Source organism: Candidatus Arthromitus sp. SFB-mouse-Japan (genome assembly GCF_000270205.1).
GTDB lineage: Bacteria > Bacillota > Clostridia > Clostridiales > Clostridiaceae > Dwaynesavagella.
Genome location: NC_015913.1, coordinates 556,498 through 578,691 on the forward strand (window position 1 = coordinate 556,498; position 22,194 = coordinate 578,691).

At 27.5% G+C, this 22,194-nt stretch carries 16 protein-coding genes; 13 read left to right on the forward strand and 3 right to left on the reverse strand.

Annotated elements, in window-relative coordinates; all coding sequences use genetic code 11:
• Positions 1-22: 22 nt before the first annotated feature.
• The 3 genes from SFBM_RS02730 (at position 23) to rbr (ending at position 7,455) form a co-directional block, all read left to right on the forward strand.
• Positions 23-6,127, forward strand: a complete 6,105-nt coding sequence (locus SFBM_RS02730; RefSeq protein WP_014017878.1) for a DUF4214 domain-containing protein — start codon at positions 23-25, stop codon at positions 6,125-6,127.
• Between the two features lie 166 nt (positions 6,128-6,293).
• On the forward strand, positions 6,294-6,812 hold the full coding sequence (locus SFBM_RS02735) for a cell division protein ZapA (protein WP_005806720.1): 519 nt from the start codon (positions 6,294-6,296) through the stop codon (positions 6,810-6,812).
• A 58-nt stretch (positions 6,813-6,870) separates the two neighbouring features.
• Positions 6,871-7,455, forward strand: a complete 585-nt coding sequence (gene rbr / locus SFBM_RS02740; RefSeq protein ID WP_005806718.1) for a rubrerythrin — start codon at positions 6,871-6,873, stop codon at positions 7,453-7,455.
• Between the two features lie 34 nt (positions 7,456-7,489).
• On the opposite strand, the gene SFBM_RS02745 is transcribed toward rbr, so the two are convergent.
• Positions 7,490-8,398, reverse strand: coding sequence for a cation transporter (locus SFBM_RS02745; protein ID WP_005806717.1), 909 nt, complete (start codon positions 8,396-8,398; stop codon positions 7,490-7,492).
• A 153-nt stretch (positions 8,399-8,551) separates the two neighbouring features.
• On the opposite strand from SFBM_RS02745, the gene SFBM_RS02750 reads away from it, so the two are divergent.
• From SFBM_RS02750 to SFBM_RS02760, 3 genes are all read left to right on the forward strand, one after another.
• Positions 8,552-9,907 carry an MATE family efflux transporter gene (locus tag SFBM_RS02750; RefSeq protein WP_005806715.1) on the forward strand — a complete coding sequence of 452 codons (1,356 nt, stop codon included), beginning with the start codon at positions 8,552-8,554 and terminating at the stop codon, positions 9,905-9,907.
• Between the two features lie 27 nt (positions 9,908-9,934).
• Complete coding sequence (locus tag SFBM_RS02755; protein WP_005806713.1) at positions 9,935-10,639, forward strand: transglycosylase domain-containing protein; 705 nt, start codon at positions 9,935-9,937, stop codon at positions 10,637-10,639.
• 89 nt (positions 10,640-10,728) lie between these two features.
• Positions 10,729-11,316, forward strand: a complete 588-nt coding sequence (locus SFBM_RS02760) for a hypothetical protein (protein WP_005806712.1) — start codon at positions 10,729-10,731, stop codon at positions 11,314-11,316.
• Between the two features lie 31 nt (positions 11,317-11,347).
• Here the strand turns inward: SFBM_RS02760 and SFBM_RS02765 are convergent, their stop codons facing one another.
• Both SFBM_RS02765 and SFBM_RS02770 read right to left on the reverse strand, forming a co-directional pair.
• The gene (locus SFBM_RS02765; RefSeq protein ID WP_005806710.1) at positions 11,348-11,854 is read right to left on the reverse strand and encodes a hypothetical protein; all 507 of its coding nucleotides are present in this window, start codon (positions 11,852-11,854) and stop codon (positions 11,348-11,350) included.
• A 73-nt stretch (positions 11,855-11,927) separates the two neighbouring features.
• Positions 11,928-12,659: a MurR/RpiR family transcriptional regulator gene (locus SFBM_RS02770; RefSeq protein WP_007440843.1), complete on the reverse strand. Its 732-nt coding sequence runs from the start codon at positions 12,657-12,659 to the stop codon at positions 11,928-11,930.
• 97 nt (positions 12,660-12,756) lie between these two features.
• Between SFBM_RS02770 and SFBM_RS02775 the strand changes: the two genes are divergently transcribed.
• From SFBM_RS02775 to ybeY, 7 genes are all read left to right on the forward strand, one after another.
• Entirely contained in the window at positions 12,757-13,104 is a 348-nt protein-coding gene (locus SFBM_RS02775) for a hypothetical protein (protein WP_005806706.1), read from the forward strand.
• A gap of 122 nt (positions 13,105-13,226) precedes the next feature.
• On the forward strand, positions 13,227-15,575 hold the full coding sequence (locus SFBM_RS02780; protein ID WP_005806703.1) for a U32 family peptidase: 2,349 nt from the start codon (positions 13,227-13,229) through the stop codon (positions 15,573-15,575).
• 16 nt (positions 15,576-15,591) lie between these two features.
• A complete protein-coding gene (locus SFBM_RS02785) occupies positions 15,592-17,943 on the forward strand; it encodes an endonuclease MutS2 (protein WP_007440465.1) in 2,352 nt (783 codons plus the stop codon).
• Positions 17,944-18,023: 80 nt separating this feature from the next.
• Positions 18,024-18,305, forward strand: a complete 282-nt coding sequence (yqfC, locus tag SFBM_RS02790; RefSeq protein ID WP_005806699.1) for a sporulation protein YqfC — start codon at positions 18,024-18,026, stop codon at positions 18,303-18,305.
• Positions 18,292-19,497 (forward strand): sporulation protein YqfD, encoded by a 1,206-nt coding sequence (gene yqfD / locus SFBM_RS02795; RefSeq protein ID WP_005806697.1) that lies wholly within the window; start codon positions 18,292-18,294, stop codon positions 19,495-19,497. Before yqfC ends, yqfD begins: the two co-directional genes overlap by 14 nt.
• A 76-nt stretch (positions 19,498-19,573) precedes the next feature.
• Complete coding sequence (locus tag SFBM_RS02800; RefSeq protein WP_005806695.1) at positions 19,574-21,661, forward strand: HD family phosphohydrolase; 2,088 nt, start codon at positions 19,574-19,576, stop codon at positions 21,659-21,661.
• Positions 21,651-22,148: an rRNA maturation RNase YbeY gene (gene ybeY, locus SFBM_RS02805; protein WP_005806693.1), complete on the forward strand. Its 498-nt coding sequence runs from the start codon at positions 21,651-21,653 to the stop codon at positions 22,146-22,148. Before SFBM_RS02800 ends, ybeY begins: the two co-directional genes overlap by 11 nt.
• Positions 22,149-22,194: the final 46 nt, after the last annotated feature.

Here is a 22,194-nt window from a genome sequence, read left to right on the forward strand (position 1 = left end):
TTTGTATTTATGGAGGAGAGGAATGAAAATATGTATGAAGAGATTCATTATTAATCTTATGACTCTTATATTTTTGTTTGAATTGATACCATTTGGGGAAATGGGAATTAAGTTCGGCTTTTTTAAGAAAGCCGAAGCTTATTATACCCAACTTGAAATGGTTGCACCAGGTTATGTGATAAGCCCTGAGGAAGGGGGGATTGTATTTGATTTAAGTCAAAGATTATCATCTTCAATGAGTGTTGAATCGTTTAGTGTAAAGAATACAAATCCTGAACAGCAGAAGAAAGATTTAAAAGAGGAATCTTCTGATGGAGTTAGATGGTTATCAAAGGATGAAATGATAAATGGTCATATTTATGAAATTGAAAGTAAGATTTATGATACTGACACGCAGGAAACAATAACATTTATAAATTCTTTTAAGTATATAGATAAAAATATAGCTTATAATCCTAAGCTATCTTTTTCGAAGTTTGATTCTAGTAGAATGGTTACTCAAGATGTTATATTTGATTTTTCTGAGTGCAGGGAATTAATAGATAATTCAAATAATCTTAAGCTTGAGATTTTAAATTCTGATTTAACAAGAGCAGAGATAGATCCTATGAATATTAATAAAAATGATGTTGTAAATAATGGATATAAGTATACTATTTCTAGAGCAGCTTCTTTATTTAGACCAAACAAAGATTATATAGTTAGACTCCATGCAGATGGTATTATTTGGGATAAAATGATTTCTTGTCCAGTAAAGGGGAATCCTACGATAGTTGAAAATATTAAACCTGTAGCTATGGATTTTAGATATTATCCTGAAAGCAGAAATTTTTACTTTCATACAATAGATCTTGGAATTTTTAAAAAATTTGAGGATAGGATTAATGTTGTGGTTAAGGCTATTTTAAATAATCCAAAAAAAGGTTTTGTTCCAGTTGAGGTAACAGCTGAAATACCACATGTAATAGAAATTAAAGTTCCAGAAGAATATTATACTACATCAATACCAAGTGATTTGAGGGTTTATGTTATTGATAAGAGTACTGGACTTGTACTTGCTGAATATTTATTTCAGTTTACATTTAGGTCTGATAAGGGAATTATGATGTGGAGAAATTTAAAGCATTCAGCTGAAAAAGAAGCAACAGGATATAAGATTAATAAAATAAAATTAGATCATACTGACGATAACAATACTATTCCACATTCATGGGATGGACTTCCTAGGGCACATTATATAACTCTTTATGATAATAAATTAGAAAATCAAATAGGTGGAGAATTCAGATTTGATGTTACAGATCCTGAGTATAGAAAACAATTCCTTGAGCCGACTCATGATGTTAGAGGAGCTAATTTTAAGATACCATTTACTGATATGAAGCAAGGGTTTAATAGTTATAATTTTAAAGTTGAATCTAGTAGTCAGTATCCAGAGTGGGCATATGCACATATACCATTTGGATTTTATGCAGATGTTGCTGAAATAAAAGATTTAGATATTAATATAAAAAATGTAAAACCAAATGAAAATGGAGATAAGTATAGTTTTACTCTTGAAATAAAGAATCAAAAAATTGTTATTGGCGATAAGATGAGCTTTATAGATGATGACGGTAAGGAGCATATATCTACTTCAAATAGTTCGAAGACATTTGACTTTAAAGATGTCCCAATGGTATTTGGAGGGAAATATGTGGTAACTTATAATCAAATAAGTTCTTTGCTTCATTTTAAATCTACAGATTTATCTATATTGTTTAATCCAGTTGTTATAGGTACTTTTTCAGATGAGAGGGATAGTATTGAAATTACTATCGATAATAAATATGAAAAAATTTTGAGCACTGATAAAGGTCAAAATAAGTTAAGAATACTTAATATGAATGGTACTAGTACGGGAAATGATTTTTCAAATTTTGGGATAGGAAAAACTAAATTTGCGTTAAATGGAAATTTGATTGAAGGAGAAAATTATATAGCAGAGGTATCTAATTCTAAGGGAGAAGTATATAAAACTACTTTCCAGTATTCTACAATGAAACTTGATTTATCGGAGATAACAGGTACAACAGCAAAGCTTGACTGGGAATATCCTGATAATTACCTAATAACTGATGGAGATGCATTAAGTATATATTTCAAAAAAGATGGATCTGGATATCCTGCTGTTCCCGATGCAAAAATAGTGCATGGTTTTCAAGGAGTAGATTTCAATGACGTTACTACATACACGATTAAGAATATGAGCCCGAATGTAAACTATACGGCAAAGCTTGAACTTGCAACAAATGAAGGCATGACTTATGTGGATGAAGTTGAATTTGTAACGAGTACTTTTAAAATTTTAAATGAAGAAATTGAGGGTATTTCTGAAGATGGAACCGTAAATAGTAAATCTATAACTTTTAAGTGGGATATAAATCTTGGTGATATAGAATTTTATGAAGGTGATAAAGTTGAGGTTTTTCTTAAACCACTTTCTCATAATGCATTTCCCAAAACACCGACGGCAACTATTGATAAAGATTTAAATAGAATGAAACGGATTAAATTTGATGTACCAAATTATTATGAATCTTATAGTGTCAAAATTGTATATACAATAGGTGGAGTTAGGCATACGAGTAAAGTATTAAATTTTACTGTGAATATGCAAGATGTTGAAGTATATATGAGTACTATTACTCAGTGTACAGCTAATATTAACTGGAAGTATCCAAAGGATGTAGATGTAGATAGTAATTTTGAAGAGGTTAGGATTTATACAAAAAAACACAGTGATTTAGAATTTAAGCTTGAAAAAACTTATAATAAATCTGAGAAAGCTCTTAATGATGTAGTTAAACATGTGATTAAGAATTTAGGTATCGATACCAAATATAAAGCTAAATTAGTATTTAAAATTGGTGAAAAGTCAGTTGCAGGAGTGAAAGAAGAGATAACTCAAGTTGTTGAGACTGAATTTAAAACAGAGAATTTTGTTATAGAAAAATTTAATGTTACGAATGATATAAGTAATTTCATAATAGCAACATGGGATATAAAAGATGATAGTTATCCTTATACTACAAATGATAGTGTGGCACTTTTTGTAAAAGAAAGAGGAGAACCATCACAAAATTATATTAGAATTAATTCTATGGGAGGAGATATTGCAGGGAAAAGATCATTTAATGGATCTATGGTACCTAAATACAATGTGGATTACGATGTAAAATTGACCTATACCTTAGGAGAAAAAGAAGTTAGTGCTTATTCAGCTATTAAATTAGATATTGGTTATATAAAACTCAAGATAGACGAAATAAATGATACTAAAATTAAACTTTCTTGGACTTATCCAAATGAGATTTTAAGAGGTGATAAGGTCGAAATAAGTTTAAAAAATCTTAGTAATGAAAATGACGTAAAATCTGAATCAAAGGTTCAGAATTTTGATCATGGAAATACTGTTATGATTGAAGAGTTTAGAGAAAAAGAATTTGATTTAACTAAGGATAATATGTATGAAGTTAAACTTAGGTTAACTTCAGATTATTTTTATCCTATGGAAGAATCATTCAGGTTTAAGGCTACTTCTGATTTTCAAATTTTAAGTTTAGATGGTGAGTCTATGGACTCTAGTACATTTAAACTTGATTGGGATTTTTATAATAATAATCAAGAATTTAATACAAGTGATAAAGTTGAAATTTTATATAAACGATTGAATGAATTAGATTTTCAAAGTAATGCTAGGACGACAAGTGAAGATGATCAATTTACAGGTATTAGTTCTGTTAATATGCAAACTGGAACTGAATTGAGCAGATTTAAATCCTACATAGTTCAGGGACTTGATGTGAATAAGGATTATTTATTTAGAGTACGTTATACATTTAATAAAGATAGAATTCAAAAGGTAGTATATAAAGATTTAGTAGGAAAAACAGAGCCTAAAAAACTGAATTCAAGTGTAATTGATGTACAGCCAACAGGTGTTAAAATTATGCTTGAGTATCCAGAGGCCTATGAAATAGTGGAAGGCGATATTTTAGATATATTTATAAAGGAAAAAGAAGGAGCAAATTATGGAGTTAATCCTAATTTTACTGGGAAACATGGTAATGAAGAGGGCGATTTTGATTTAAATGAGGTAACTATGCTTGATATACTTGGATTATCTCCAGATAAAGAGTATAATGCTAAAGTTGTATTTTGGCCAGATGGTGGGTCAGGAAATAAAGAAGAGGTAGAACTTAGTTTCAAAACAGATACCGTAAAAGGTATAGCTGAAGTATCTATAGGTGATGTATTGGATTATGTTGTAAAAGTTGGTATCAAGATGAATCCAGAAGAAATTATTTTAAGTGATAAGGATAGTTGTAAAATTTTTATAAAGAAAAAGGATCAACCACATTATCAAGATACACCAAATGGTGAAATGCGAGGAGATATATTCAACGAAGAAAGATTTGTATCAGCATATTTCGATGAGTTGAATGCAGAGTATACTGTAAAAGCTGTGGTAAATATCGGAGGTAGTGAATTTGAATATGAGACCGACTTTGTAAGCAAAGTTGATGATTTTAGTATTGATGTTATAGAAATTAATCCGATGACAACACAAGTTGAATGGAAATATCCAGATAACTATACTCTTGTAAATGGTGAAAGTATTCAAATATTTATTAAGTATAAAGATGAAGAAGATTTCTTGAGTGAACCTGATCTTGAACTTATTCAATCAGAAGAAATGAGCTTATATGATACAAATTTGGTTGAGTTATATTCACTAATACCTGATACAGATTATGAAGTTAAAGTTAAATTGAATTTATTGGAGGCAGATATTGAACCGATTATTAAAGAATTTACAACAACGACTTTTGAAATAGAAAATTTGGAGATAGCAGATGTAAGCAGTGATGGAATGTCTCTCACATGGGAGTTAAGTACAGAGGAATTGGATTTTTTAGATGATTATGATAATTTAGCTATATTTATAAAAAATAAGAATGAAGATGATTATGATTTTTCGAATCCTGTGGCGGAGTTTACTGAAGACTTAAATAATATAAGATCTGTGTCTTTTGAGACAGAAGAGAGTATAGCAGATATTGATATTTATGTATCATATTTAATTGAAGATTATGAAGCAGCTATGGAAATATCATATACAGCAATTGAACTTAGTGTTGAAGTGCAAGATGAGGGTGTATTAGTTGAATGGAGTTATCCTCCTGGAATAGAATTTGAACCTGAGGATAAACTCGATATTTATTTGAAACACGCAAATAAGTCAGGATATAAAACAGAGCCAAATTTTAGATACACTCATGAAGAAGATGGGGATTTGACTGAGTTGAATCAAATATTCTTTAAGAAATTAGAAAAAGGGAACTATAAGATGAAATTTTCTTTAATTACTGCTGATATGAGATATAATCCTATAGAAATTGAGTTTAGTACGGAAGGTAGTCAAGAAGTAATAGATGGAATAGAACTTAAGTTTAATGGTAAATCGAGTGGAAGAAAAATAGAACTAAATATTGTTGGAGATGAAGAATTTGATTATGAAAAAGGATTTTATATTGATCCTGAAGGATTAGATCTTGAAATAGATGAAGATAGAAATAAGTTTATAGTTTTAAATTTAGTTCCAAATAAGGAATATAAAAATATAATTATAACGTTCTTTACAGCAGATGATGAAGAAGTTAATTTTGTTGTTAAAAATGTGAAAATAGATCCAGAAACTCTTTTGGAAGAATTCATAACAAATATTTATAAGTTTGCGTTTGAACGTTATCCAGATGAAGAAGGATATAGCTATTGGTTAGGGAAACTTCTTGAAAAAGGTGAAATTACAGGTAAATTTGTTTTATATAATTTGATGTTTTCAGAACGTGAGTTCTCTGATAGAAATCTTTCTGATGATGATCTCATAAAGGTTTTATATCAGATAGTGGTTAATAGAGAGTATGATGAGGGAGGACTTAATTATTGGATAGGTGAATATAGAAACACATATTTACCTCAAGCAAATAATGATAGTTATGAAGCACAGAAGGCTATAGTAGAGAGAATGTTACATGAACAGGAATTTAAAGATTTGTGCAACAAAATGGGAATCTTATGGTAATATATTAACCATCAATATTAATTGATGGTTAATTTTTTGGCAAATTTGGAAATAATTAATTTTGTAAAGTTAATAATGATAATTTGAGTTAAAAATAGTAGATAGACTTCAGGTGCAATTATAAAGTAAGATATAAATTATTGGTAATAAACGTAGGAGGTGGATCATGAATATTGTGACAATTAATGTAAATGGCGTTGAATATAAGTTGAAGGGTGAGGAATCAAAGGAGTATTTAAATAGCATAGCTAAAGAGGTGGATGATAAAATAAAAGAGATGATGGCATTAAATACGAATCTTACGTTGCACTCCTCATCAATTTTATTAGCAATAAATTATTGTGATCAGTTACATAAACTAGAAAATGATAAGGAAAATTTAAATAATAGCATTGAAAATTGTAATTTTAAAATACAATCTCTTATTGATGAAAATAATGAACTTAAAGAAAGAATAATACATATTGAAAATGAGAATTGTGAAATTAAATTAAAGAATGAAAATCTTGAAGAAGAAATAGAAGCCTATAATATTGTTTTAAAAGATGGAAATAAAGATTTATTTTCTAATAACAATGAGATTGAAGAGCTAGAGAAAGAAATAGAGCTCCTTAAAGATACAGTGAGAAAAATTAAAGATGAAAATTTTGAATTACAAAATAAATTGAAGGGGAAAATATCTTAATATTATCAATACTTTAAAGTATTTTATTAAATACTAAGGATAATAGGAGGTATTTGAGATGAATTTAGCTAACAGTCAAACTAAAGAGAATTTAATGAGAGCGTTTGCGGGTGAGTGCCAAGCTCATATGCGTTATGATTTTGGAGCCAATTTAGCGAAAAGGGAAGGATTTCATGTTATTGAGAAGGAAATTAAAATTATTTCTACACAAGAGATAGCACATTCCAATGTATTTTATAAATTTTTGAGAGAATTTAATGGTCAACATATAACCTTACAAGGAGCTAAGTATCCAGTTGATTTGTATGATAAAACTTTAGATTTTTTGAAAGCTTCACATGAGAGAGAATTAGAGGAACATGATAGTATATATAAAGAATTTGCTGATGTAGCAGCTAAAGAAGGTTTTATGGATATAAGCTATAAGTTTAAAGAAATTAGTGAAATTGAAAAATTACATGCAGATAGATTTATAAAATTATATAATGATTTATCTAGTGGTATGATGTTTAAGAAAAATACTAAGATAAAATGGTTTTGTACAAATTGTGGTCATGTGCATGAATCTGAGGAGGCCCCAGAATACTGTCCTGTTTGTAGTCATCCACGTGGATATTTTACCCCATATACTAATCAAGCTTAATTAAATTTTAGGAGTATGATAAATTATCATACTCCTAAAATTTTTTTAAAGCATTTGAAAATGTGATAAAAATTTGAGTATTTGTTATCCTTGAATTGACTATCTTTTTTAATTCTTGCCGAATTTCATCTAATTCATCTATGGAAAATCTGCCGTTTAAACTTAATGTGATGTATATTTCGGTGAATTTACCAAGTTTTGATATAAATATATCATAAATTCTAATTTCTGGATAATTATGTTCAATTAATAACATAAGTTCTTGTTCAGATTTATAGTGAATTCTTTTATAAGTTAAGATATTTATTTGATTTTTTAAGAGTTGTATTGGTTGATATGCGAAAAAAATAGTTAGAATGATGACAATAATTGCATCCGAGATTGGGAATAGAGGTTTAAGAAATGGAATTACATTAAATAAAATAAATGCAATAGATGCGCCAAGGCTGAGTATTGCATCAATGCTTGCACCGATTGCTTCAGATTTTAAGACTTCTGAACAATTTTCATTTTTTTTGTTGTAGTGCTTATAGATTAAATATAAAGCAAAACAAAGGAGAGTCATTAATGCTCCATTAGTAATGATCAAATTTAAATCTACTTTGGGAATTAGATTTGGATCAGAAATAAATGTGGAAATAGTCATCATACTTGAGAAAATAGATGAGACAAGCAATATTATTATAAGAATTGATTTGAATAAAACATAAAGAGTCTCTTTGCTATATTGACCCAAAGGATATTTTTTCCTACTCGAGGTTTCGATGTCTTTAGAAATTTTTATTGCTATTATGACTGAAATAAATTGTATGAATGAGAACAATCCGTCTATTAATACTGCTTTTGATTTGGAAAATATAAATAATATAATTCCTATAATAGCCATTAATAAGTTTAATATATTTCCACGTTTTAATGCTTTTTGCTCAATTGATAAATCCATTTTATCACCCTAATTTTTATTAGAAATTCTACTTATAATTATTTTAACATATTTGGGTTATGGTGTTCAAAAATAAAATTAAAAATAAGCGTTTATTTTGTGGTAAAATATCGTAAGGCATATTTTTAAACAATTTATTGGAGGTTATTAATTTTGTTTTTTGTAAAGGATAAGAATTTCTATAGGAAAATATTAACTATAGCTGTGCCTATAACATTACAAAGTCTTATAACTTTTGCAACTAATATGATGGATACAATAATGGTTGGAAGTCTTGGTGAGATAGCTTTGTCGGCAGCATCATTATCAGGACAGATTTTTTTTGTATTGAGTGTTTTATGTTTTGGTATAGGTGGAGGAGGAGCAGTTTTAACTTCTCAGTTTTGGGGTAAAAAAGATATTAGTTCAATTTCAAAAACATTATCGATAACGATTAAGTTAAGTTTAGTGGTTGGAATTATAGCCATGATACTTGCTTTAACTATGCCAGATAAATTACTCGGATTTTATATAAATGATTCAGCGGTTATACAGGCTGGAGTTTCTTATTTAAAATTGGCATCTCTTATTTATCCGATTTTTGCTGTATTAACTATAACATCAATAATACTCAGAACTACATCTCAAATTAAAATTTCTGTTTTGGGAAATAGCGTAGCATTTGTACTTAATGTGTTTTTCAATTATATTTTTATATTTGGTAAATTTGGAATGCCACAGATGGGTTTAACGGGAGCAGCGGTTGGTACAGTAATTTCAAGGATTGTTGAATTCTGTATAATAATGGGATATTTATTTTTTGTAGATAAAAAAATACAATTCAGATTTAAGGATTTAATTAGTTTTGACAAATTGATATTTGTAAAATATCTTAGGAGTGGTATTAATGTTCTTATAAGCGATGCACTATTAGTTGCAGGACTTACAAGTCTTACAATGATATTAGGAAGGCTTGGACCTGAAATGATTGCAGCAAATAGTATTTGTAGTATAGTAATTCAACTTTCGACGGTATTTATAAATGGAATATCAAGTTCAGGACTTGTTATAATAGGAAATACAATTGGAGAAGGGAAATTTTCGCTTGCGAAGGAGCAATCTAGGACGTTCTTATTAATTTCTATAATAGTTGGAATAATAGCATCTTTATTAATTATTATAATGAAACATTTCATTATAGATTTTTATAATGTTGAACAAGTAACAAAGGACATAGCTCATGAATTAATGAATGGGGCAATATTTATTATAATTTTCCAAGTTCCATCTTCTGTATTAACGAAAGGTATTTTGCGTGGAGGAGGAGATACAAAATTTTTGGTATTTGCTGATGTTTTGTTTTTATGGCTATTATCAATACCACTTGGTATGTTAGCAGCATTTGTGTTTAAATTTTCACCAGCTTTTATATATATTTGCTTGAAATTTGATGAAATAATAAAGGCCATTTGGTGTAGCGTAAGAATGATTGGTAATAAATGGATTAAAGATGTTACTGTAAAAAATTAATGTACTTTAATTAGAGAAGGGATTTATATGGGATGTTTATTTAGGATAATTAAATCATTCATAGTGGTATCATTATTTGTTATTATTTTAGTTCTAGCGAGAGGTTTTTTATTTTATAAGGATGCATTGGACAAGACGCCTTTAAGTGTTAAAGTGAGTGAGATTACTTCAAACTCAAATTATGTAACTATAGATAATATTTCAGATAGTATGAAAAAGTTTATTGTAACTGTTGAAGATAAGAGGTTTTATACACATAGTGGTATTGATATAACCGCAATAGTAAGTTCGATGATCAGTAATTTATCTGTTGGATATTATAAATATGGTGGGAGTACGATAACTCAACAATTAGCGAAGAATATGTATTTTTCGAATGATAAGAATATTACGAGGAAAATTGCTGAAATGTTTACTGCGTTTAAAATTGAAAGAGAGTACTCTAAAGATAAAATTTTGGAAATGTATTTAAATCAGATATATTTTGGACACGGATATTACGGAATAAATTCTGCAAGTTATGGATACTTTGGGGTATCTCCAAAGGATTTAACAAGATATCAATCTTCATTACTTGCTGGTATACCACAATCTCCTAGCATGTATGATTTAAAAACTAAAAATAAATCAATGGGAAAGCGATATTCAGTTGTTCTTAAGAATTTATTGAAAAATGGGGATATAACAATTGACGAGGTAAAGAAGTTTGAAGATGATTATAAGGCATCATGATTTGATTCATGATGCCTTTTTATTTATGTTATAATGTAATTGATTTATGTTAACTCATATTTATTAGGATAAAATTAAGGAGAATTGAGATGAATTTAAATAAAACTGAGCGAAATATAATTATAGATATTGATAATTACAAAAATAAGTATTTAAATGATCCGATTTTTACGAAATACGTAATAGAGTTTTCTGAAAAGGGTGGGGCTACAGCATTTTTAACTAATAATTTTACAAATTTTAAAATATTAAAAGAGTCAACGAGTTTACCAGTATTTTTTGAAGTTGATAGACAATTTAATGGAATAATAAATATAGATCCTGAATTTTTAATTATAGATATAGTTAACTTTGATGGTATTTATGAACAATTAAATGAATTTTTAAATGGAATTAGAGATAAATTTAAGGGAAAAATAATCGGTAAGATTTTTAATAAGAAACAGGCTATATTGGCGTGTAAATTATATTTGGATGGTATTTTGATTGATGTATCTGAAAATAATTTTGATAAAGATTTTATAGCCGAAATTTATTTTGATATAAATATATCTGTTATATTAAGAATTAAATCTTTAGATATAAATAGTTGCAAGGATTTAGTTAAAATTGGTATAAATTACTTTATTTTGGGGGAGGATATAACTAATCCTAATAAAATTCTGAGTAAGATTTAAAAAAACTATACTTCTTAACTGAAGTATAGTTTTAATTTTTTGCTGAACTCATTATCAAAATTTTTAAAACCTTTTCTTTATATATCAATTCTGTAATCATATCCAAATTTTTAATTATTTCATCAAATGATATATTCAAATTCAAATATAAATTACTATCAATTATTCGCTTTGATTTTAGAAAATATTTTTTATCAAATGAAAAATATTTATTGTTTAATTTAGGTGATGATATATTTTCATTGAAGACGTCTTTATGATTAATGTATAAAAAATCTATTATGTTTGGATAAAGATCAAATAAAGAAGGATTGTAGAATACTAAATCATTGATCTTAATTCCACAAAATTTTTTATACCCTAGGGTGTACTCATTAGCTGGTATGTTTTTAAAATATATCTTTACTTCTGAGGTATTATTTAATTTGGCAGCAGACATAATTATATTTTCGATTTCTTCATTTTTGAGGTTATAGGTATTTTTTTCATGATTATTGTTACGAATAATTTTGAATTTATAATTTTGATTATTTTGCATAATTAGTCTCCATATTTTAAAGTAGTATATTAAATATTGTATTTATATTTTAAAAAAGTATGTAGAGGCATATTTAATTTTTAATATTGACTAGTTCGATTAGTTTTGAAATTATAAGATCAATGAAGATGAAAAAATTACCACTGCAATTTAAATTGTATGTTTTCATTAGTTTGTTTTCTGGTAAAAATACAAATAACGAAGCTGAGTTATTTATATTTTTTATCATTGTATTTGATAAAACGATAATTGTTTTGTTTGATAATCTCTCTAATGAATTTCTTAGAGCAATATCTCTAATAGAATCAACTATGTAAATGATTAATGGTGCATCTTTATTTTTTGAGTTTATTTTTAAGGATGATGTTATGCTTGTTTTAATATTTAGGCATTTTAGTTTATCCTCAAAATACTGTGCTATTATTTTATATGATTCTGAAAATAGGAGTGACACTTCTTTGTATTTGAAGAGGAAATCGGATATTAGATTTATATGGGTTTCGTTGAGATTTTGAATGAAATTGTTTAACAAATCTTTTGATATGTTGTACATATTATTTTTATTTGATAGTTCTGCTTTAGAACATTCATTTAGTATAGAAATTAAATTTTCGTAGCTATCCAAGTTTAATTTACTGCAAAATTTATTTATTGAATATTCGCTTAAGTTTAAAGATAAACTGAGTTCTTTTATATTCATTTGTGAGACGTGTGATATGTTGCATGAAATAAAATTGAATATAAATTTTTCCTTTTCAGACAGAGAATTAAAAAAGTCTCCAAACATTTCCTTAAATAAATTCATATTATCACCACCTAGAAAATAATTTTACTCCTAATAAATTTTTAAAAACTTACGATTTAAAAGTTGATTGATAAATTTTTATTGGGAGGTTTATACGATGAATAGTTTATGTGAACATAAATTGAATAAAAAATTTTTAAAGTATGCCCTCCTGCTAGGCGGAGTGGCAATAATTTCATTACACATAGGTAAAAGTATGTTAAAGAAAAAACGTAATGAGCATTCTTATAATTTAATAGATTGCTATATTTCAAAGATCAATAATTTTGATGATTTGGAAGGTTTGGTTTACAGTAATGGAACCCAAGTTATTTTAGATGAGACGAGTGGAGTAGTATCAATAGTGTTTATTAATGCTGATGGAAAAGCTGAAATCATTGAGATATCTGATAGCGATTTAAGTGAATTAATTTCTAATAGGTTTTTTGATACAGCTAAGAATTAATTTTATTAGAAATTTTTTATGTTGTAAACCATGCATAAATATTTTAAAATATTTTATAAATGTTTGGAAATTAACCACTATTTTTATAGTGGTTAATTTTATATATTTGGAGGAAGAATTTTATGTCAGTTGAGCTATTAGCTCCAGTTGGAAGTTATGAGTCTTTTATCGGTGCAATTAATGAAGGTGCGGATGCTATATATTTGGGGGGTGAAAAATTTTCTGCAAGGGCGAATTGTGAGAAATTTTCAGATGAAGAATTTCAATATATGATTGATTATGCTCATGAATATGAGGTCAAAGTTTATGTTGCTTTCAATACTCTTATAAAGCAAGAGGAGCTTAAAGAAGCTTTTGAATATGGGTTGAAGTTGTATAACATGGGTGTGGATGCTTTAATAGTTCAAGATCCTGGGCTTATATATATGTTTACAAAATTTAAGGAACTTGAGGTTCATGCGTCAACTCAATTAAGTATACATAATTTATTTGGTGCAAAGTATTTTAAAGATAACGGAATAACTCGTATTGTGGTTGCGAGGGAATTATCTATTGAGGATATAAGAACTATTTCTGAGGAAGTTGAAACTGAGGGATTTATTCATGGAGCAATTTGTGTTAGTTATTCGGGTCAATGTACTATGAGTGGACTTATATCAGATAGAAGTGGGAATAGGGGAAGGTGTGCTCAGCCCTGTCGTATGGAATATTCTTTGATAGATGATAATAGTAAATTTCATAAAACAGGTTTTCTCATGAGTACAAAAGATTTGATGACTATAAATATTTTGCCAAAACTTTTAAAGGAAACGAAGATTAAATCATTAAAGATTGAGGGAAGAATGAAACGTGGAGAGTATGTTGTGAATACGGTTCGTTCTTATAAGGAAGTAATAAGGGAGATTGAAAAAAATAAGGAAGTTACAGATTTATATATAAAGAAAAAGGAAGATGATTTATTAAAAGTATTTAATAGAGAGGGATTTACAAATGGATATATGCTTGGTTATGAAGGTGAGAAGTTTTTATCTGTAAATAACCCTAAAAATCAAGGCACATATTTAGGAGAGATGTTAAATGATGGATATATTATTTTGAAGAATGATGTGTCACTTGGAGATGGAATTTCTTCGTTATATGATGGATGTATTTTAACAAAGATACTTTATAATAATGAAAAGGTATCTGTAGGAAAGTCTGGCATGAAGGTTAAATTATTTCCAACGAGATTTTCAAAAGGAGATAAAATTTTTAAGACTAATGATCAAAAATTTGAGAGAGAATTGAGGGAGAGTTTTAAAAAAGAATATGTAAATAAAAATTATGTTAATGCTAATTTTGTATTTGAAGTTAATAAACCTATGACTTTAGAACTTAAATATAAGGGTTATAGGGTGAAAGTATTTGGTGGGGTTGTTGATGAAGCCATAAATACTCCTTTAGACAGAGATAGGATTATAACTCAGTTAAAGAAAGGAAGTATTGGAAGCTTTTCTATAGGTGAGGTTAGTTTGAATTACCAGGAGGGATATATAAATATTTCAAAGATAAATGAATTAAGAAGAGAGTCTCTAACTAAGTTAAGAGATAAGGTGGTTAATAGTTATCACAATAATTTTGAATTTAGTTTTGATGAAAATTTTTTAGCTGATAAAAAAGATATTCAAAATGATGATGAAAGTTATATTATTTATGTTTCAACTCAAGAACAGTTTAATGTTGTTTATGAAAATGGATATAGAAATATTATAATATCTCCTTTTATATATAGAAGAAAATTAGACTTTGAAAGTATTTTATCGAAGGGTGATTTAAATTTATATGTGAAATTTCCAACAATAATAAAAGATAGTGAAATGGAAAAAATATTTAGAGTATTTGAAAAATTTAAAGATAGTATAAAAGGAATTTTAACAAGTAATGCAGGTATACTTAGACATTTTAGAGGTTCAGACTATGAAATAATAGGAGATGTTAAACTAAATGTATTCAATGAAGTTTCAACTAGATTTTATAAAGAAATAGATATTTTTACAATAAGTGTGGAACTGTCTAGGAAAGAAATATTTGATTTATCTACGATAAGCGATAAAAAACTTTGTATGTTTGTTTACGGGAAGACGGACATAATGGTTAGTGAATATTGTCCAATAGGAACATTTGTAGGGAAAAGGTCTTTAAATAATAAGTGTTCACGACCTTGTACTAGGGACAATTTTTATTTAAAAGACAGGGTTAATAATAAGCTACTTTTAACAACGGAAATTAATTGTAAAATTCATACATATAAAGAGAAACCTATTGATTTAATAAGTCAGATTAATGAGATTAAAAATAAAAATATAAATGTTTTTAGGTTAGATTTTATTGATGAAAGTTGTGAAGATGTTCAGAAAATATTAAATAATTTGTTTGAAAAACGTTCAGCTAAAAATGCATTTAGTGGGAACTATTATAAGCCTGTTGAGTAATAGGGGAGGTAATCAAATGAATTCTAGAGTTTTAAAATTGCTCGAGTTTGATAAAGTGAAAGAGAAAATTTTTAAATATGTTAGAACTCAGAATGCAAAAAAAATTATAAATGAGTTGCAACCATTTTCAACAATAGATGAAGTCATACAAAATTTAAATGAAACGAGTGAAGCAATTGAATTTATAAAAGAGTTTAGTTCTCCAGATTTTGTAGGATTAGATGATGTCTATATATATCTCGAAAAAATTGATAAGGGTGGGAGTGTATCGATTAAAGAAATATATAAGATTGGTACAACTTTAAAATGTATAAGAGAAGTTAAGGATTATTTGTCAAAAAGAAGTTTAAATTATCTGAATTATTATTATGATAATATTTCTACATTTAAATATTTAGAGGATGATATTTTTAAAGCCATAAAAGATGGAGAAGAGATAAGTGATTTTGCTAGTGACAATTTATTTAAAATTAGAAAAGAGTTAAAGAGTAAGACTGCCTCAATTAAGAGGAAATTATCTGAAATACTAAAGACATATTCAAAATATCTTCAAGAAAATGTATTTACAGTGCGTGGCGATAGATATTGCATTCCTGTCAAATCAGAGTACAAATCTCAAATTCAAGGCATTATACATAATCAAAGTTCTTCGGGATCTACATATTTTATTGAACCGCTTGTTCTAGTTAATTTAAATAATGAAGTTAATGAATTGATAGAAAATGAAAAAGAAGAGATACAGAGAATTTTAAGATTAATTTGTATGAAAATTCAAGATTCTATTGATAATATATATCTAAGTATAAAAATTATTTATTCTCTTGAATTTATATTTGGTAAGGGAAATTATTCTATTGAAATTGACGGAATAAAACCTGATGTTAATGATGGGGAAGATATATATTTAATTTCTGCAAGGCATCCACTTATCAACAGAGAAGATGTAGTGCCACTTAATCTTGATTTTACGAAAGATAGAAAAGCGATAATTATAACAGGTCCTAATACTGGAGGTAAGACTGTAACCTTAAAGACTTTAGGATTAATGCATTTGATGGCACATAGTGGATTGTTTATACCTGCATATGAAGGAAGCAGGGTAATGTTTTTGAATGAGATTTTTGCAGATATAGGGGATGAACAAAGCCTTGAGCAAAATTTATCAACTTTTTCTTCTCACATAAAAAATATAATTAGTATGACAGATAATATTAAAGATAAAACTTTAGTATTGCTGGACGAAGTTGGTTCTGGGACTGATCCTGAAGAAGGAGCAGCTTTAGCGATTTCTATAATGGAACATTTTATAAATTCTGGATGTAAACTTATGGGTACAACTCATTATAGTCAACTTAAGACTTATGCTATAAACTCAGATAATGTTGAAAATGCATCGGTTGAATTTGATGTTAAAACTCTTAGGCCAACGTATAGGTTAAATGTTGGTATACCTGGGAAATCTAATGCATTTATAATTGCAGATTCTTTAGGTATGAATCAATCAATAATAGAAAATGCACAAAAATATTTATCTGAAGATATAATAAAATTTGAATCTATAATAAAAACATTAGAGGAGAAGACAACAGAAGCTATTAAAAATAATAGAGAGATAGAGATTTTAAGAGAAGAAAATAAAATTTTAAATGATAAATTGAAAAAACGTCTTGAGAATATTGAGAAGGAAAAACTTAGAATTATTGAATCAGCAAAGGATGAGGGATATCAAATTATAAGTAATGCAAAAGGAGAAATAGATAAAGTACTTAAAATAATAAATGCTCTCGAAATGAATGGAATTGATTTAAGTAGTGTAAAAGATTTGGAATCAGCACGACGAGAAATTAAGAAGAAAATCGATAAACAAAATAAGATGAATGAAGAGAAGAGTTTTAAAAATAGTTCTAAATTTAACATAGAATTCAAGTCTGGAATGACAGCATTTTTAAAAAGAATAGGTCAAAATGTTATAATTCTTGAAAATCCTGATTCTAAAGGTAATGTATTGGTTCAAGCTGGGGTATTGAAATTAACAGTAAATATAGCAGAACTTGAAAGTCCTATAAAAGATAAATTTAGTAAAGTTATTAAGAGTAAGAGGGATTTGAAACTTAGAACAAATACTATATCTACATCTCTCGATTTAAGAGGAATGGATGAATTAAATGCAATAAGTGAGGTTGAGAAATATTTAGATGATGCTTTTGTTTCTGGACTTAATGAAGTGTGTATAATACATGGTAAGGGTACAGGAGTGCTTAAAAATTCTATAAATAATCTTTTAAGGAATCATATTCATGTTAAGGCACATAGACTTGGTGAATACGGTGAAGGTGGGAATGGAGTTACAATAGTTTATCTTAAATAAAAGAATCCAATTATTTAATTGGGTTCTTTTTTTTCTTTTTAATCATAAAATTTTATTAAATTGAGATAAAGGAGATTATTATGGGAAAATTTATTGGTGAGATCAAAGATGTTATGGTTAATAAATTAGATATTCCTCGGGAAATCGTTAAAAATTCGTATAAAGTTATAATAGATGGTGATGAGTTTATAACGATTGAAAATCATAAAGGTATTTTAAAATTTCAAAGTAATGAAGTTGTATTGAGGGTTGAAGGTGGTAAATTTATTATTAATGGTAGTAATTTTGTGATAGTTTATATTTCTGGCAAGACAATAAAATTGATGGGGAGTATTAAGGGGGTAAATTATGATCAACTTTGATAAATTCCCATTTATAAATGGAAAGATACAATTAAGAATAATTTCTAAGAATTCTGAGCAATTGCTCAATACAATTTGGAAAAGAGAGATAAAAGTCACAGATGTTATAAGAGAGAATCTTTATAGTATGTGTTTGATGATTAATTCTGAAAATTTTAAAGAGATTAAGAAAATTTGTGATGAAACAAATAGTGAAGTAAGTGTTATTAAGATGGGGAAACTTATTAAGTTTATATATAATCTAAAGGTTTATTTTACTTTATCTATTGGAATAGGTGTATCTATAGGTATAATAATGTTTTTATCTATGTTTATATGGAGAATTGATATAGAAGGTGATAAACATGTGTCACCTTATGAAATAAGACAAGCTATAAAAGATCTCGGTGTACATAAAGGAATGTTAAAATTTAAAATTGATACAGATAAATTAGAAGAGGAGATAGTGGCAAATAATAAAAATCTATTGTGGAGTAAAGTTAGAGTTCAAGGATCTACTCTTCAAATAGAAGTTATTGAGAGTTTTAAGCCTCCAGTGATAGAGGTTGACTCATCTCTTGGAGATATTGTTGCAGATAAAGATGGAGAAATTGTTCGTGTATATACTCAGTCTGGAACATCTGTAGTTAAAGCTGGAGATATTGTTAAGAAAGGAGATATTTTGATAGGAGGATATCAAGGTAAAGAGGGGAATGTTTATGAAGTAGCCCCTATTGGAGATGTAATTGCGAAGACTTTTATGGAGTTTGAAGAAATAATTGAATTAGAAGGAACAAAAAATGTAAATACTAAAAATATGATAGATGAGTATTATATCAATATTTTTGGAAAGAAACTTTATATTAAAAAATATAAAGATGAGTTTGAAAATTATGAGAAGATTAGTTATGATGGAAAATTTATTAAAAAGAATATATACTATGAAGTAGATAAGGTATCGTACACATTAAGTCCAGATAATGTGAAAAAAAGTTTAGTTGACCATTATACTAAGTATGTTAAACAAAATTTAAAACAATCAGATTCTATTGCTGGAGTTATAGTTAAGGATGAAATTGTTGATAACAAGCTTAAATTTAAAATTTCATTTGTTATAGAGGAGAAAATAGGGGTTAAGGTTTCTAAAGCTCAAGATGATCAAGAATTGCAAAAAATAACTAATGAAAGTCAGAATGTAGAAAATATTCAATAAGCATTAATTAGATATTGGTATAAGATAAGTTTTATAGTAGAGTTTAAGCAGAATATTGGTTAAGGAGGAATGATTATTGAAGATACCTAGATTTACTAGTAGTATTTGGAAATATAAAAATTATTTAATGTTATTGTTTCTTATGTTATTTGTAGTGATTGTTGTATTATCATCTACACTTGAGAGGAAATATGATCTAAAACTTGGAGAAGTATCAACATATACAATAAAGGCACCAAGGGAAACGCTAGATAGGATTTCTACAGAACAAAGAGTAAAAATTGCAAGAGAGGAAGTATCGGCTCAATTTAATCATGTAAAAGAGGTAAGATATGATGTTTTAGATAAATTAAGTAATTTATTTAAAGAATTATATGAACTAAAGAATTATTCTTCAATTGCAACTGTAATATTTGATGAATTGAATCAAAAATATGGTATTGCTTTAGATGCAGCAGGTTATAGAAAGATATTAGCTCTAGATACAGAATCAATGACAAATTATGAGAGGTTGTTAACTGATATTATAAACAAAATATATGAATTGAAGATTGAAGAGGGAAATTTAAGCGATATCGAAAATGTAAAGTCTTTTGCAAGGGAAGAAATAAATAAAAGAATGTCAGATAATAATTTTATTGATATTTCTCTTAATATAATTTTTCCAATGATAAAGCCAAACTTTTTCTATGATAGTGAAAAGACAGAGCAAAAAAGGGAAGAGGCTGTAAAAAATATATCTCCTGTTATAATCAAAAAAGATCAAATAATAATTAGTGCAGGGGAGGTTGTAACTGAAAATCACATCTCTATTTTGGATAGTTTAGGATTGCTCAAAACTTCAAATGTGAATTGGAAATTAAACATTTCTATAATTTCATTGATTTTATTTACATTTTTAATTGAGTATTTGTATTATAAGAAGTATAGGAAAGAATGTATTTCCAATACTAATTATTTAAATGTTATTATGATAATAAAGCTTATTATTATAATTTTGGTTAGAGTAATTAGTGATCAGTATATATACATAGTTCCATTTGCCCTTGGACCTCTTGCTATAACAGCTTTGATTGATAACAAAGTATCTCTTATGACTAATTTGATGACACTTGTATTAATAGCAATAATAATTAAATTTAATATTGTTGTGGTTTTTATAGGATTGTTCGATGTTATTTTAGGAGGTTTATTTTTAAAGAGAATAAGAAATAGGATGCATTTTATTAAATTGTCTGTTTGGTTTGGATTAACTAATGTGATAGTATTAATGACTGTTTCATTTATAATAGCAAATGTAAAGTCTATTACTTTTATAGATATAATTTTATCGTTTTTTAGTGGAATACTTTCTTCTATACTGGTTGCAGGTATATTACCTATATTTGAAAATTTGTTTAATATAGTTACTTCTATGAAATTATTAGAATTGATTAATCCGGAACATCCTCTTTTAAGGAAATTGGTTGTTGAGGCTCCAGGAACTTATAATCATAGTTTAATGGTTGCAAATTTATCTGAGGCTGCTAGTGATGCAATTGGAGCAAACTCGCTACTTACAAGGGTTTCTGCTTATTATCACGATATTGGTAAGACGGGGAGACCATATTTCTTTAAAGAAAATCAGGTAGGTAATAAAAACCCGCATGATAGGATTGATCCACTAACAAGTGCTAATATAATTTTTTCACATGTTAAGTATGGGTTACAGCTTGCTCGTGAATATGGTTTACCTAAGTTTGTTGAACATGCAATAGAAGGTCACCATGCAAATACACTTGTTAAATATTTTTATATTATGGCTAAGAAAAATGCTGAAGATCCTGATCTTATTAAGGAAAAAGATTTTAGGTATGGGGGAGAGTTACCTAGGACAAAAGAGGTTACTATTCTCATGTTTGCTGATAGTGTTGAAGCTGCTGTTAGATCGCTTAGTGATCCTACACAGGAAAATATACGAAATACTATTGAGAATATAGTTAATGATAAAATAAGCGATGGTCAATTGAAGAATAGTCCAATATCATTTAGGGATATTGAAATTATTAAGCAATCATTTGAAAAAACACTTAAGGGTATTTATCATGAAAGGATAGAGTATCCAAAAGAAGATGATATTAATGGTAAATCTAAAGGAAAAGGATTAGATACTAATGGATATTAATATAGAAAATTGTCAGGATATTTTTGAGATAGATGTTCATGAGTTTATAGATAATGTTGTAAGACATGTATTGAAATTTGAGGAAGTAGATATCGAATGTGAACTAAATGTATTTTTGGTTGATAATAAGAAGATAAGAGAAATTAATTTAGAGTATAGGGGGATAGATAGATCAACAGACTGTCTATCCTTCCCTATGCTTAATTATAAAAAGGGTAATGTTTTTAAAGATCAATATAAAAATTATGAGTTTAAAAATTATGAATTAGATGATGGGAAACTTATTTTAGGTGATATAATTATTTCTCTTGAGAAAGCAAATGAACAATCTATAGAGTTTAATCATAGTTTTGAGAGAGAAACTAAATATTTATTAATACATTCTTTATTGCATTTGCTTGGTTATGATCATATTGAAGATTCTGAAAAACAAATAATGAGAGTTCGAGAAAAAAGTATAATTAAGTATTTGAAAATATTTAGGTAAACTTTATAATTAGGGAGGAAGATAACCATTAAGATAAAGAGGATAG

Excerpts from the sequence above, each read along its gene's own strand:
- SFBM_RS02730 (WP_014017878.1), top strand. The coding sequence starts at position 23 with ATGAAAATATGTATGAAGAGATTCATTATTAATCTTATGACTCTTATA.
- SFBM_RS02780 (WP_005806703.1), top strand. The coding sequence starts at position 13,227 with ATGTCAGTTGAGCTATTAGCTCCAGTTGGAAGTTATGAGTCTTTTATC.
- SFBM_RS02765 (WP_005806710.1), bottom strand. The coding sequence starts at position 11,854 with ATGCAAAATAATCAAAATTATAAATTCAAAATTATTCGTAACAATAAT.
- ybeY (WP_005806693.1), top strand. The coding sequence starts at position 21,651 with ATGGATATTAATATAGAAAATTGTCAGGATATTTTTGAGATAGATGTT.
- SFBM_RS02775 (WP_005806706.1), top strand. The coding sequence starts at position 12,757 with ATGAATAGTTTATGTGAACATAAATTGAATAAAAAATTTTTAAAGTAT.
- SFBM_RS02755 (WP_005806713.1), top strand. The coding sequence starts at position 9,935 with ATGGGATGTTTATTTAGGATAATTAAATCATTCATAGTGGTATCATTA.
- SFBM_RS02760 (WP_005806712.1), top strand. The coding sequence starts at position 10,729 with ATGAATTTAAATAAAACTGAGCGAAATATAATTATAGATATTGATAAT.
- rbr (WP_005806718.1), top strand. The coding sequence starts at position 6,871 with ATGAATTTAGCTAACAGTCAAACTAAAGAGAATTTAATGAGAGCGTTT.
- SFBM_RS02745 (WP_005806717.1), bottom strand. The coding sequence starts at position 8,398 with ATGGATTTATCAATTGAGCAAAAAGCATTAAAACGTGGAAATATATTA.
- yqfC (WP_005806699.1), top strand. The coding sequence starts at position 18,024 with ATGGGAAAATTTATTGGTGAGATCAAAGATGTTATGGTTAATAAATTA.
- SFBM_RS02785 (WP_007440465.1), top strand. The coding sequence starts at position 15,592 with ATGAATTCTAGAGTTTTAAAATTGCTCGAGTTTGATAAAGTGAAAGAG.
- yqfD (WP_005806697.1), top strand. The coding sequence starts at position 18,292 with ATGATCAACTTTGATAAATTCCCATTTATAAATGGAAAGATACAATTA.
- SFBM_RS02770 (WP_007440843.1), bottom strand. The coding sequence starts at position 12,659 with ATGAATTTATTTAAGGAAATGTTTGGAGACTTTTTTAATTCTCTGTCT.
- SFBM_RS02735 (WP_005806720.1), top strand. The coding sequence starts at position 6,294 with ATGAATATTGTGACAATTAATGTAAATGGCGTTGAATATAAGTTGAAG.